The following is a 13176-nucleotide window of genomic DNA, read 5'->3' as shown; positions in this document are numbered from 1 at the left end:
ACCCATGCCTACCGCGATTAAGTCATTTCAAATTGTAACCGGCACGGACTACGTTACGATTCGTCTTAATGGCATATGTGATCCTAATAATCTTCGTCCCTTTTTGGATGAAATGAGACCCTATCTCGAGCAGGCAGTTCCTTTTATCGTCGTGAACTGTGAATATTTATTGGACATCTCCAGTGAATGGATCAGGCAGCTGATTAAAATCCAAGTGGTGCTAAAGCAATTTGATAAGGCCATGCGTTTTATTCTTGTGAATAGCAAGGTCATGCAGCTTTTTAAGGCAGAGGGTGTGGATTCGGCCTTTAAGTTTTGCAGGTCCATTAAAGAGGCGTTGATTGACTTCGGTCTGGTTAAAGATAAGACCCTTGATACAAATTTCGTAAATCCTTTTTTAACCGCGGCCCTTCACGTTTTGAAAGTTCAGGCATCTGTCGATGCCCAGGCAGGGAAGATTTATATTAAGAAGGGCAATGATACTCTTTTGGGAGATGTGTCTGGAGTCATTGGAATTGTGAGTGATGCCTTTGAAGGATCAGTCGTTATTAGTTTTCCAGAACAGACATTTTTGAGTGTGATGTCAGGCATGTTAGGTGAGACCTATACGGTCGTGAATAAGGAAATTCTCGATGGTGCAGGTGAGATCACCAATATGATTTTTGGACAGGCGAAGATCGTTCTTAACGAACAAGGTTATGGCATTAAATCTGCCTTACCTTCAGTTGTAAATGGACGTAATCACACTGTGACAGGTCTGACTAAAGGACCGGTAGTCGTGGTGCCCTTCACCAGTTCGGCCGGAGAATTTTTTGTAGAAATTTGTCTTTCAAAATAATTTTATTTTCGCATGTACAAGGATGTTGTTGTGAAAGTGCTTCTGATCTTACTGGCCCTAGTGCCTCTTTGTGCCAATGCGCAGATTGAGGACAATTCATTTTTGTTAGAAGAGGCGTATAACCAGGAATGGGGCGTCTACCAATTTATTCAGCAGTATCAGACCTATAATAATTCAAATAATTTTACCTACGCATTTACCAACGAAATACCTATTACAGATAAGACCCACCAGTTCTCATATGGGTTTGGATACGAACGTTATGACGGTGTTGAACATGGTTCAATCACAGACACGACGTTGAGTTACCGCTGGCAGCCAGTGAACCGTGATGGAATTTTAATCGCGGAAAGATTTGGATTAGTTGTTCCTACTGGCAGTGTAGAGAAGGGAACAAGCGCTGGTGTGTATGGATTTGAATTCGTTCAGGCCGCTACCATTACCATGGCACCACAATGGATGAATCACTGGAATTTCGGATTTAAGGTATTGCCCGCGGCCAAAACTGCTGGTGTTGATAAGAGGCGCACTCTTACGACGTTTAAGGCGGGGACCAGTCTTATTTATTTTCTCTCAGATCATTTTAACTTAATGCTGGAAGGTCTTTTAGAGTCAGGACAGGGAATAGATGAAGATGGCAATAAGATCGTCGAAACTTCATTTACCATTAATCCTGGTTTTCGTTTCGATTGGAACTTGGACTGGAAAGACACTCAGATAGTACCAGGAGTGAGCTTTCCGACTGAATTGATAAACGGTCCAACTCAGCAAGCTGTGCTGGTGTACTTATCTATTGAACCAAAATTTTATTAAGAGGCCATATGATAGAGAAAAACGTCCTTCATATTTTCGAAAACTCACATACTCCAATGAAGGACGTGGCCTTAGAGCTGGGTCTTTCTTCTTCAATGGTTAGTCTGGGACATACAACTTTTTATCGCATCATGAAAGATGTTATGGTGGATGACAATCATTTCTCCCACTATCTGCGAGTGATCAGAAGCTGTTCTGTGAAATTTCATTATCATTTTATTGAACTCACAAGTCTCATCGCTGCGCAATTGGCCTTCGATATGGACACTCATCATCGCAAAGCGAATGTTGACCAGATTGTCTTTGCGGCGATGTTTTGTGACAGCACTTTAAGAAAATCAGAGTGGATTCATATTCGTTCCTCTGAGCAATTAAAGGGTCTTTCTGGAACCATCATCAAGGAAATCAACATGCATGCTTTAAAAGCATCGGAAATGACCTTACATTTTCGATTGGCCCCTGAAGGTGCGTGGAGGATTATTCGTCATCACCACGGGGACTTAAATGGACTAGGTTTTGGAAAAAAAGTGGACGAGAACTTTTGTTTTTTGACTAAATGTCTTATGACCGCTCAAGAGATTGCTCATGCCATTCTTATGAATCCCGGCCTTCCTGCCCGAACTCTTGTGGCCGACACAGTTCAAAAACTTTCTGAGACAGAGTTAGGAGAGTTTGCGATTAGGTTTGAAGGACATTGCCGGGCCCATTATGGTAAGGTGGCGTCCTGTTAAAAGGAGCTTCATGCGTATTCTAATTTCCGGCTTTGAGGCCTTTGGTGGCAGAAGCACCAATCCTACTGCCTTATTAGTGAGAAATATCCAGGAAGGAAAACTCAGAGCATCTGAGGGCCTTAATATTGAATCTATCCTTTTACCTGTGACCTTTGAGAAGGCCTTTCATGTTTTGGAGGAGAAAATACACTCTTTTAAACCTGATATGGTCTTGTCTTTTGGGCTGGCGAGTTCACGACATGAGATTAATTTGGAAAGAGTCGCCATTAATTGTCTCGATGCCGAAATTGATGATAACAATGGGCATCGACCAATAGATAGGCCCATTAGTGAGGGGGGAGAAGCGGCCTATTTCTCCACACTACCACTGAGACAATTTGAAAGTGCCCTCAAAGAGAGAAATCTACCTGTGAAAATCTCTAATTCGGCCGGCACTTTTGTGTGTAACTATCTTTTTTACAAATTGATGGAGAGTCAAAACGTGCCCTGTGCAGGATTTATTCACGTACCTTTGCAGGAGATCTTATCGCAGGAAAAGTTACTTGAAGCGGTCTCAGTCATCCTTGGCGAGTGCCATGAGGGACTCTTCGTCTAAGATATATATGACCTTACCTTCCTGAGCAATCAGGCCATCAGATTTGAATTCAGACATGAATCTAATGACTGTTTCATTAGCAGTGCCAATCATTGATGCCATCTCTTCACGGGAAAGTTTGATATCAAGACGAGTGCGCTTATTCTCATCGACCCCATGCTTATGCTTTAGAGAAATGAGTAATTCGGCCAAGCGGGCCTTAACACTTTTATGGGCAAGAGAGGCACCGCGGTCTTCGGCCTCACCCATGGCCTTACTTAGTTTTTGAATGAGCTTAAGCGCCACAGATGGTTCAGCTTGCAAGGTTTTATGAATGAGCTTCTTTTCTAAAAAGCAAATAGTGGCGTCCTCAATCACAGTGGCGGTCGCTGTATAGGCCTCGTTGCTAAAAAGACTCCGATGGCCTAATACGTCTCCAGGAGCGGCAATCCGAACAATAGATTCTTTGCCTTCCGGACCAATTTTAGAGATTTTAATTTTTCCGCTGTTGATGCAATAAAGACCTTGAGGATGATTGCCCTCATGAAAGATCGTTTCACCTTTCTTATATTGGTTCATGAACTTGGCAGTGCTTATGCCTTCTAGTGCATGCTTAGATAGTTCACAGAAAATACCCTGGTCCCTACTGGCACAATTTTCACAACCAAAGCTTTTCATGTCATTAATCCTGATTAGTTTTTCCTGATTTTCATCATAATTTAAATCTCGAGAGAAGTTAACCTTTTAGAAGCGCCATTTCAAAAAGACGCTCGATGTTCCCGGAAACACGATCTGAAGATTGATAAATCTCATTGGTATTTTTTGAAAGAACATCTCGCTGTTCATTCAGGGTGGAAATGGTTCGAGAAAGGAGCGTGGTAAAGCTATCCATTTCAGTAAGATAATAATCAAATGACTTTTTTACTTCATCTGTTCGTGCAGATTCAATGGCCCCGATTTGCTTAATCACTTCCAGTCCACTAATGAATTTCTGGATGTCTTTAATTTGTGTTGTGATTGAGTTGAGGCGATTCTGAAGCACTTCCAATTCATGGGCCAGAGTCTTGATGGAGTGAGTGAAAAGTGATGTGAAGACCTCACGATTCTGTAACATTCCGGCAAAAGCATTTTCGGAAGTTGAAAGCTTGTTAATGGATTCTTTCACGAAGAAATCCACCATAATCATTTGAGTCTTAAGGGCCGCCAGATGAAGAGAGCAGTGTTTAATGGCATTTTGGAGTTCATGTACAAAGCTTGAGAAGCTAGTGAGTTGCTCTTCAATTTTGGTCGCAAGGTTTGAAAACTCTTCTGAGATCACTCCTAAAGTAACTGCCTCGTCGCCGAAATTTCCGGCCAGGATCTTCATGTTAATGGAAAGGAATTTAAGTTTATTAAATTCATTCTCAAGCATATTCACGCTATTAATGAAAACTTCATTACTTTTTTGATAGGCACTGATCTTGGCAAAGTTCTGATCCAGACTTGTGGCCGTTTTAGAAGTCACTTCGGAAATGTCTTGGATCACGTGATCATTTGATATTGTCTCTTTTGATGCCTTAAGGGTCTTGTCCCTAGAACTTAGCTCCAGAATCGTCGCTTGGACCATAAAGTCTTCATAGTCACGGAAACCTTCTTTACGAATAAGTTCATGAAGAAGTGGGGCCGCATCGTCCATGGAGGTTTCTTTCTCATGTGCAAGGACATGCGCATAGATCTCCTGAACTCGATCGAAAACTTTTGAAGATGGTTTGAAGCGAATTGAAAGATAGCCACCATTAACAGGAAAAGCAAAAGCAAACACCCAGTAGTATCGACCATCGGCCGCCATGTTTTTTACATAAGCACCAATTGGTTTATTCGCTTTTAAAGTGTCCCAGAAGAGTTTGAACACAGACTTTGGCATGTCCGGATGGCGGATAATATTGTGAGGGGCACCCAGGATGGTCTCGCTGGGATAACCACTAATGCGGATAAAAACATCATTACCAAATTGAATGATCCCCCTTAAATCCGTAGTGGAAAAAAAGAGTTCTTCGGCTTCAAATGGGACTTCTTTGGGAACTGGGATTGGTTTTTTCATAGCTCTATTTGAAGGCCTTATCGGTTTTTATTTCATGATTTACATCATCTTTCTTAAATAATCTTAGGCCACAGAGCCTTATGGAAATACTCGGAAGCCATGCAAATTGCTGGGAAAGACTCCAAACTGCATAATTTCTGGATGAGACCCTCTCTTTACCCTCTTCTCCTTCTGGTTCTATCAAATTCAATATGTTCAAAGACCATCGAACTTGATGCTCCATCAAATATGAATCGTTTACTTAAAGAATTCGATCGGGACAGGGACAAGAAAATAACGGTCTTGGATAAAATTCCTAACAATGCTTTTTTTGAACTCTCTCCGAAAATTAGAGTGAGTGGTGTTTATCATCTCTCGAATCTTTTACAAGAATTAAAACTCCAAACGGAAGATGGTGTTACTCCCGATAAAATTGATGAAGAGAAAATATTTGAAAATCCAGTGGATCGTATTTCGCGACTGATTAGAGATTTTTATTGGCATGGACTTACACGAAGAATTGATAAAGAGCATTTGAAGCAGGTCATGCCCGATTCGAAAATTCATCAGCCTCAGAAAAATATTTTGTACGTTCCGGCCAGTGATGAGTTGGCCAAAAAGTATTATGGAAGTGATAAGAACATTCAAGTGAAGACCGTGCCCACTCACTATGATCTGAAGTTTCTGAAAAGTTTAAGAAACAAGCATGGCCTTCTGACTTTAAAACTTCATCAAGGAAAAGACCGTCTTGAAGGAGTTCCTTATGTCGTGCCCGGTGGGCGATTTAATGAAATGTATGGCTGGGACAGTTATTTTCAAATTCTGGGCCTTCTTCAAGACAAGAAAATTGAACTGGCCTTAGGTTTGGTTGATAACTTTGTTTATGAGATCACTCACTATGGTAAGGTCTTGAATGCGAACAGGTCTTATTATCTTTCTCGATCACAGCCTCCTTTTTTGACCTCAATGATCTTGGCGGTTCTTCCTCACTTGCCAAGAACAACGGAAACCAGAGAGTGGTTGAAAATCTCTCTTCTCGCGGCCATTCGAGAATACTCTGAGGTCTGGATGAGAGGTGGACATATGACTGAAATAGGTCTTAATCGCTATTTCGGAGAGGCACCTGAGATTCCGCCTGAAGTTGAACCAGGACACTTTGATAAAATTCTAGGGCCCTATGCCAAGAAACATAAACTTACCATCGCGCAATTTCAAAGGTCCTTTGATGAAGGAAAAATCCAAGAACCAGAATTAAAAGAGTACTTTATTCATGATCAGGCGGTGCGAGAATCTGGACATGATACGACCTTTCGCTGGAGCTCTGGAGGAAAAGACCAGTGCGCAGATTTTGTGACTGTTGATCTGAACTCACTTCTTTATAAAACGGAACTCGATATTGCTCTTCTTTTAGATCAAGAATTTCATGGAAAGCTGGAAAACTTTAAAAGCGCAGAATTCAGAAAAAAAGCGGCGAAAAGAAAAGAACTCATGCGGAAGTATTTGTGGGAAGAAGGAAAAGGGTTTTCTGATTACAACTGGAAAAAGAAAGTACGATCTCATTACCAGAGTGCCACTAATTTATATCCTCTTTGGACCTATGATGTAAAAAATCCGGAAACAAGGTTAGTGAATGAAACAGAAATGGATTTTCTAGTAAAGAAGGTCATGCCCTTACTTGAAGTTAAAGGCGGTCTGGTTTCAACTACTCTTGAATCATTGAAAAAAGTTGGAGGAAAGACTCATGAAAGGCAATGGGACTATCCCTATGGTTGGGCCCCCCATCAAATGATTGTGTGGCAAGGGTTGGAACAAAATGGGTTTAAAGGTGAGAGTGATCGTCTCATTTATAAATGGCTTTATATGATCACGAAAAATGCCATGGACTATAATGGTACCATTCCTGAAAAATACGATGTGGTGAAAAGATCTCACGCGGTATTTGCCGAATACGGAAATGTAGGGACAAAGTTTAGTTATATCACGCGGGAAGGTTTCGGATGGATGAACGCTTCTTATCAAATCGGTCTCACGAAACTTTCAAAATCAAAATTAAATGAACTTAGAAAAATGGTTCCACCGAAGAATTAATCATCTAGTTGCGCTTGGATCATTTCAATGTCTGCTGGTTTTTCGAGTAAGCGGACATTTGGATGTTCCATGGATTTCTTGAGTAGAGGATAGGAGCGAGCATGGCCGGTGAAGAAAATGATTCTGCCTTTAAATCCGCTATTGATTAACCAGTCAAAGGCATCAATTCCTGAAGGGACATTCACTCCAAGATTTACATCTAGAAAGGCCACGTCAAAATTCATTTGATGATTTTTTAGAGCAATGATTTCAGCGTAAGAATTAAAGCAGCTAATGTCATGCGCTCCCAGTTCTTTGAACATGGCAGTCATGAGAGTACAGAGCTCTTTGTTGTCATCAAGCAAAAGAATTTTTTTCATTATTAGGTAATGGTACTATAGCGCTAAGATTTTCCTAATATTTTTTTGACAAAAAATTCTGAGTTGAACAGGTGTTTAAAAAGGATTGGGGAAAAGGGCGGCCATGGAAATTCCACGGCCGAGGAAAAACGATTTTAATGACCTGATGTGGCCTTCATTCCAATGATAGAGACAATCATCATGACCATAAAAACAATTCGAAGGGGAGTGACTGGCTCTTTAAAAAGAACAATGCCCAAGACGGCGGCCCCAACTGCACCAATACCGACCCACACTCCGTAGGCGGTTCCGATAGGAAGTGTCTGAGCGGCCTTCCCTAGAAGACCCATGCTAGCGATAATGGCAAAAATTGTGAGAACGGTAGGAACAAGTTTGGTGAATCCGTCAGTGTACTTCAGGCCGATTGCCCAACCCACTTCAAGTAGACCCGCGATGATAAGTAATACCCATGCCATGTGTAGACTCCTCTTTTTTTAGATGTTTAAAAAAAGCGTCGTCTTGTCTTAACCGGGTACGGCGCGTCTCGTCCGGGATCTGTGGCAGATTAACACACTTTGGAACTCTTTTCAAATCATCGGATTAGCGGTTATGACGATGGGACTGTTCTTGGTAACAACGATAGTGTGTTCATATTGAACAGTACGAAATTGCGGAGAAGTAGCAAGGGTCCACTTGTCTGCTTGCTCTTCAACATAACGAGCACCGGTAGAAATAAACGGTTCAATCGTAAAGACCTGACCTTCGTGCATAAGGCGACGATCTTTTGAATCATAAAAACCCGCGATGAATTCCGGGGCCTCATGTAGGGAACTGCCAACACCATGCGAGCCAATATTTTCGATGACGGTAAATCCAGCACGACGGGCAGTGGTCTCAATGGTTTGTCCGATAAGGTTTAATCTTTTTCCGGGACGACACTTCTTGATAGATTCTTTAAGTGCTTTCTTAGTAGTGAGCATAAGTTCAGTGAGCTTTGGATCTACTTCATCGAATTGAATAGAAGCACCTGTATCAGCAAAATATCCATTCAACTCACAAGAGACATCAATATTAATGAGGTCGCCTTTGCGAATAATTTTGTCACCAGGAATTCCATGGGCAACTTCTTCATTGATAGAGATGCAAGTGTGACCCGGAAAATTGTAAGTAAGTTTTGGTGCAGATCGCGCGCCAAATTTTTCAAAATTCTTCTGAGCAATTAAATCCAGCTCCAAGGTCGTCATGCCTTCTTCGATAGATCGAAGCATTAACTGCAATGTGTTTGAAACAACACTTCCGGCCTTCTTTAACATCTCTAGTTCTAATTGAGTTTTGATCGTCATAGAAGGACTATACCATGGAATTCACACGAAGCTGAACGGATGGACAAAAAAACAATTCGGATATATAATATCTGAATTAAGCAGCGAGGTAACACTATGAAAAATCGTATGAATTACTACCCACAGTTTGGAGATGCTTTCGCAAAACTGGCCGATCTTGGAAAATTAGTTAAAGAAAGTTCGTTGGGTAAACAACTTGTTCATCTTATTGATCTGCGGGTTTCGCAAATTAATGGCTGTACCTTTTGTATTGATATGCACGTGAAAGAGGCGAAGATTGATGGTGAAAAAGAACTACGTTTACATCATCTGGCGGGTTGGCAAGAATCTCCATTATTCACAGACAAAGAAAAGGCGGCCTTCCTTTGGGCAGAGACCTTAACACTTATCAGTCAAAACCATGTTCCTGATGAAATCTATGCCAAAGTAAAAGAACATTTCTCTGATAAAGAGTTGGTCGAACTAACAATGGCAGTAACTGTAATTAATAGCTGGAACCGATTTGCCATTGCTTTTAGATCCGTACCAGGTTCACTTGATAAAATGTATGGTTTAGAAAAAGCGGGTCTATGATTTTAGGAAATCAAGTTGAATGGGCCCTGCATTGCATGTCAATTCTGTCTCGTATGCCTGAGGACGTGATTGTCCCTTCCGCTCTTTTGGCCGAGTTTCATGGAGTGCCTAAGGAATATTTATCAAAGGCCCTCCAGCAATTGGCCAATGAAGGAATTCTGATTACAAGTAGGGGAGCAAAGGGCGGATATAAACTTGCACGCTCACCCAAGATGATAAATCTCTTACAGATTGTAGAGGCCATCGAAGGACGAAAAAGTACTTTCAATTGCCAGGAGATTCGTTTGAACAATCCCTGCAGCGTGAAGGAAAAGAAGGGTCGACTTCCTATATGTTCAATAGCCGCCGTCATGTATGAAGCGGACGATGCTTGGAGAGAAGTTTTGGTCAGTAAAAAACTTTCGGACATTAATCGAGATGTTGAGGCCAAGGTTTCAAAGGAAGTTTTAAGACAATCAGTTGAATGGTTCTTGGAGAGAATATAAAAAAAGCCCAGCATGTGCTGGGCTTTTTTTAATGAGAAGGAATTTGCCGTCTTCTTCCAATGAAAGCGCGATAGATGGCCAGGAGGATAACGGCCCCTATCACAGACGCTACAAATCCCGCTGCATCACCTTCTCTGTACCAGCCGAGTTGGTTGCCTACAAATCCGGCGAGAAGCGCGCCAGCCACCCCTAGTAGCATTGTAATGATAATGCCGCCTGGGTCTTTACCTGGCATTAGAAATTTTGCGAGGGCGCCTACAACAAGTCCTACCAATAAAGTCCAAATCATAATCACTCCTTGTTAGACCGACGTAGTGGAAACTGCAAGTTTCAAACCAGTCAGAGAAGTGCGTAAGCTATGAAACTTTTTACGCAAGAGAGTAATTTATCAAATCAAGAATGGGTCATTCTCGTGGAAGTCGTAAGACAAAACACGTGTTCGGGCACTCATTATCAATCAGGACTTGTCCGTTATGTTCTTCTATTATGTTGGAAACAATTGGGAGACCTAATCCAGTACCTTTACCGACAGGTTTAGTAGTAAAGAAAGTAGTAAAGATTTTTTCCTGAATCTCATCTGGAACGCCTTTTCCAGAGTCAATAATTCTAATGTCTACAAAATGCTGATTGGAGACGACTTCAAGCCTGACCCAGCGGATGATCTTATCGTGAATGGCATCAAAAGCATTATTTAACAAATTGAGGATCGCCTGAGAGATGCTAACACTCTGGCAGTTAATCTCCAGGTCCGGGTAGGGATTAATGACATTCACCTCGCAATCATTCATTTTGAATCTCGCCCGACACATGAGAAGGGTCTCTTCAATGATATCGGAAAGTTTAGTGATGCTCCTTTCTTTCATATTACATTCGCGAGAAAAGAACTTAAGGCCCCGCATGATTTTACTAATTCGCTCGGAAGTTTGAATGATGGAATCAACCGACGTCTGAAACATGGTGTCCTGAATTTTATTGTCCCGAGCGATGGAATTAATAATAAAGGCCTTACCTTGTATAACTGTAAGAGGGTTATTAATTTCATGGGCGATACATCCAGCGAGTTCCCCCAGTGCCGCCATCTTTGATGCCTGAAAGGTCTTAAGTTTCTGTTCTTCCAGTTCTTTGGTTTTATTTTGGACAGATTTTTCGAGCAAATCGTTAATGGCAGCAAGATCTTTCAATGCCTGAATACGTTCGCTCGCCATGATGCTTTTGGCGGTTATATTTGAAATTGAAACGGCAAAACTTTTTTCTGCCTCTGTCCATTGGTGTATGGCCTTGGTGTATTCAACGCAAACCACACCAATGTTTTTTCCATTCAATCTAATAGGAACGTCCATGAGGGACTTCACTTTATACGGATTGAGATAGTCGTCTTTAAGATCTCGAGTGGCAGGATCATTGTAAGTATCAAAGGCCGCCAAGACTCTTTCACTTCTAAGAACTTTAAAATAATTTGGATAAAGTTCAGTCTCTAATTTTTGACCAAAGGTATGCTCGTTTTGTTCTCTCTTATAGAGATTTTTACAAACAATGTATTTCCCTTCACAATCATAAAGCCAAATGCTTGCCTGATCCGAATTCAACGTGTGGGCCACTGATTCTGTGATAATATCGAAAGCACGGTGAAGATCGCCAGAGTCGAGTTCATTTGAGAGATTAAGTCTCAAAAGTTCACTGTTACAGAACGCAGTTTCGTAATCAGGGGCATAGGTCATATAGACAGGTTTGAAAGAGTTCATGCGATCCTGGGGCTTAAGTAAAAATACGTACAATGCTTAATGTGGGGTTAAGTATAAAATTCGATTCGGATGAGGGTACTTAATTTTAAAAAGGAAATATTTTCCCGAATAAAATTGTTAAATTTTAATAGGTTAGGAAATTATTAATGAGAAATATTGGTGTCGTTGAAGGATTTTTTGGACCGGCTTGGCCGATGGATAAGAGGCTCTCTTATGCGGATTTTATGGCCCGTTATGGTGGAAGTTTCTATATCTACGCTCCTAAACAGGACCCTCATCTGCGCAAGGCCTGGCGGGAAAACTGGGATGAAAACTATCTTCAAAAACTTCAAGGAATGAAAAACCACTTTCAGAAATTTGGTATTCAATTCGGAGTTGGCTTTAGTCCATTCGGGTTAGGAACAACACTTACTGAAGAAGACAAAAAGCATTTGGAAAACAAGCTTTCAATATTAAATCGTCTTGGCATTGATCTCTTGGGACTTTTCTTTGATGACATGCCAACGAATGATCATCTGGCAGAAACCCAGATTGAGGCCCTTAGTATTATTCAAAAATCATTCCGCCAGAGAATTGTTTTTTGTCCGAGTTACTACACTCCAGATCCCATTCTTGAAAAAGTGTTCGGTAAAATGCCTGAGCACTATTTGGAGAAAATCGCAGATGGCGTTCCACTCAGTGTTTCCATCGCCTGGACAGGGCCCAAAGTCATATCGCCCGTAATTGATCGGGACCATTTAATTGGTGTGACTTCACTCTTAAAACGTAGACCTTTTATTTGGGAGAATCTATTCGCCAATGATGGTCCTAAGAATTGTAAATTCTTGAAGCTTAAACCTTTTGCGGGAAGAAGTGCAGAGGCCTTCGCTGAAACAGAGGCCTTCGGCTTTAATATGATGAACCAACCTGAACTTTCAAAAATAACTTATCTTGCTTCAATGTATGTCCTTGAAGGGGAAGAGGCGGAGCGTGCCTTTGAGAAAGCAGTAAGGGAAATTTGTTCTCAGGAGTTTTCAGAGTTCATCTTAAAGCATCGTATGGATTTTTTAGAAAAAGGCCTGGATGTTTTGACAGAAGAATTAAAACAGGAACATATTCAAAAGCTTTCAACTCTAAAAGACCCCGGAGCACTTGAGATAAAAGAATGGCTCCAGGGTAAGTATATTGTTGGTAGTGAGTGTCTAACGGATTAGCGACAGTAGCTTGCCACACACTTTGCTTCCGGTGGCATGACTAGAGTACAGATGGACATCACGTTGTAGTTTCGGTTGTAGGCCGCTTGTTTGACTTCGGTTTGAGTGGCCAGGTACTCAAGCTCGGCCATATTGCTGTTAAATTGTGAAGTAATCATATAAGAGCTTGGCCCACCACAAGCACGGCTACCAATTGGAATAATTTTGCAATCGCTTGCTTTCGCACAACGAAGGTCTGAGTCTGCCAAGTATTTGGTCACTTTAATTAATTGAGCGATGGCCTCAGCATCTCTTTGCTGATTGTCCTGTGCCCAAACACCAGAAATAAAAACAAAGGGAAGTAGGGCAATGAGCAGCTTCATGAAATCTCCTTTTAAAGTGTTGGAGATTCCTTCAAAG

The 13176-nt window shown here is 41.4% G+C and carries 16 protein-coding genes and 1 riboswitch; of the genes, 8 read left to right on the top strand and 8 right to left on the bottom strand.

All coding sequences use genetic code 11. From position 1 onward, the window contains the following. Positions 1 to 4 precede the first annotated feature (4 nt). The 4 genes from ACJVC5_RS03745 to ACJVC5_RS03730 are packed head-to-tail and all read left to right on the top strand — an operon-like array spanning position 5 to position 2977. Complete coding sequence (locus tag ACJVC5_RS03745) at positions 5 to 838, top strand: chemotaxis protein CheX (RefSeq protein ID WP_408098049.1); 834 nt, start codon at positions 5 to 7, stop codon at positions 836 to 838. Positions 839 to 868: 30 nt separating this feature from the next. After that, on the top strand, positions 869 to 1651 hold the full coding sequence (locus ACJVC5_RS03740) for a hypothetical protein (RefSeq protein ID WP_408098048.1): 783 nt from the start codon (positions 869 to 871) through the stop codon (positions 1649 to 1651). Positions 1652 to 1659: 8 nt separating this feature from the next. Further along, entirely contained in the window at positions 1660 to 2382 is a 723-nt protein-coding gene (locus ACJVC5_RS03735) for a hypothetical protein (RefSeq protein ID WP_408098047.1), read from the top strand. Between the two features lie 10 nt (positions 2383 to 2392). Continuing rightward, a complete protein-coding gene (locus tag ACJVC5_RS03730; protein WP_408098046.1) occupies positions 2393 to 2977 on the top strand; it encodes a pyroglutamyl-peptidase I in 585 nt (194 codons plus the stop codon). Here ACJVC5_RS03730 and ACJVC5_RS03725 read toward each other — a convergent pair. Together ACJVC5_RS03725 and ACJVC5_RS03720 are read right to left on the bottom strand one after the other, a co-directional pair. After that, on the bottom strand, positions 2936 to 3634 hold the full coding sequence (locus ACJVC5_RS03725) for a Crp/Fnr family transcriptional regulator (RefSeq protein WP_408098045.1): 699 nt from the start codon (positions 3632 to 3634) through the stop codon (positions 2936 to 2938). The genes ACJVC5_RS03730 and ACJVC5_RS03725 overlap by 42 nt on opposite strands. 58 nt (positions 3635 to 3692) lie before the next feature. After that, positions 3693 to 5036, bottom strand: a complete 1344-nt coding sequence (locus ACJVC5_RS03720; RefSeq protein ID WP_408098044.1) for a PAS domain-containing protein — start codon at positions 5034 to 5036, stop codon at positions 3693 to 3695. Between the two features lie 141 nt (positions 5037 to 5177). Here ACJVC5_RS03720 and ACJVC5_RS03715 point away from each other — a divergent pair, with 141 nt between their 5' ends. After that, the gene (locus ACJVC5_RS03715) at positions 5178 to 7103 is read left to right on the top strand and encodes a trehalase family glycosidase (RefSeq protein WP_408098043.1); all 1926 of its coding nucleotides are present in this window, start codon (positions 5178 to 5180) and stop codon (positions 7101 to 7103) included. Here ACJVC5_RS03715 and ACJVC5_RS03710 read toward each other — a convergent pair. From ACJVC5_RS03710 to map, 3 genes are all read right to left on the bottom strand, one after another. After that, on the bottom strand, positions 7100 to 7462 hold the full coding sequence (locus ACJVC5_RS03710) for a response regulator (RefSeq protein WP_408098042.1): 363 nt from the start codon (positions 7460 to 7462) through the stop codon (positions 7100 to 7102). The genes ACJVC5_RS03715 and ACJVC5_RS03710 overlap by 4 nt on opposite strands. Positions 7463 to 7596: 134 nt before the next feature. Continuing rightward, a complete protein-coding gene (locus ACJVC5_RS03705) occupies positions 7597 to 7917 on the bottom strand; it encodes a DMT family transporter (RefSeq protein ID WP_408098041.1) in 321 nt (106 codons plus the stop codon). Between the two features lie 32 nt (positions 7918 to 7949). After that, positions 7950 to 8012: riboswitch (guanidine-III (ykkC-III) riboswitch) on the bottom strand. 16 nt (positions 8013 to 8028) lie between these two features. Next, a complete protein-coding gene (gene map, locus ACJVC5_RS03700) occupies positions 8029 to 8784 on the bottom strand; it encodes a type I methionyl aminopeptidase (RefSeq protein ID WP_408098040.1) in 756 nt (251 codons plus the stop codon). Positions 8785 to 8880: 96 nt separating this feature from the next. On the opposite strand from map, the gene ACJVC5_RS03695 reads away from it, so the two are divergent. Together ACJVC5_RS03695 and ACJVC5_RS03690 are read left to right on the top strand one after the other, a co-directional pair. Beyond that, entirely contained in the window at positions 8881 to 9357 is a 477-nt protein-coding gene (locus tag ACJVC5_RS03695) for a carboxymuconolactone decarboxylase family protein (RefSeq protein ID WP_408098039.1), read from the top strand. Further along, on the top strand, positions 9354 to 9842 hold the full coding sequence (locus ACJVC5_RS03690) for an RrF2 family transcriptional regulator (protein WP_408098038.1): 489 nt from the start codon (positions 9354 to 9356) through the stop codon (positions 9840 to 9842). The genes ACJVC5_RS03695 and ACJVC5_RS03690 overlap by 4 nt, the downstream gene beginning before the upstream one ends. A 28-nt stretch (positions 9843 to 9870) precedes the next feature. Here ACJVC5_RS03690 and ACJVC5_RS03685 read toward each other — a convergent pair whose 3' ends face one another. Next, positions 9871 to 10131, bottom strand: coding sequence for a GlsB/YeaQ/YmgE family stress response membrane protein (locus ACJVC5_RS03685; protein WP_408098037.1), 261 nt, complete (start codon positions 10129 to 10131; stop codon positions 9871 to 9873). A 115-nt stretch (positions 10132 to 10246) separates the two neighbouring features. Further along, positions 10247 to 11584: a GAF domain-containing sensor histidine kinase gene (locus ACJVC5_RS03680; protein WP_408098036.1), complete on the bottom strand. Its 1338-nt coding sequence runs from the start codon at positions 11582 to 11584 to the stop codon at positions 10247 to 10249. A 146-nt stretch (positions 11585 to 11730) separates the two neighbouring features. On the opposite strand from ACJVC5_RS03680, the gene ACJVC5_RS03675 reads away from it, so the two are divergent. Beyond that, positions 11731 to 12777 carry a beta-N-acetylglucosaminidase domain-containing protein gene (locus tag ACJVC5_RS03675; protein ID WP_408098035.1) on the top strand — a complete coding sequence of 349 codons (1047 nt, stop codon included), beginning with the start codon at positions 11731 to 11733 and terminating at the stop codon, positions 12775 to 12777. Here the strand turns inward: ACJVC5_RS03675 and ACJVC5_RS03670 are convergent. Further along, complete coding sequence (locus ACJVC5_RS03670; RefSeq protein ID WP_408098034.1) at positions 12774 to 13139, bottom strand: hypothetical protein; 366 nt, start codon at positions 13137 to 13139, stop codon at positions 12774 to 12776. The genes ACJVC5_RS03675 and ACJVC5_RS03670 overlap by 4 nt on opposite strands. Positions 13140 to 13176: the final 37 nt, after the last annotated feature.

This window comes from Peredibacter sp. HCB2-198, assembly GCF_045999315.1.
Taxonomy (GTDB): domain Bacteria; phylum Bdellovibrionota; class Bacteriovoracia; order Bacteriovoracales; family Bacteriovoracaceae; genus Peredibacter.
The sequence above is the reverse complement of the archived record's forward strand: the minus strand, read 5'-3'. Positions and strand labels throughout refer to the sequence as shown.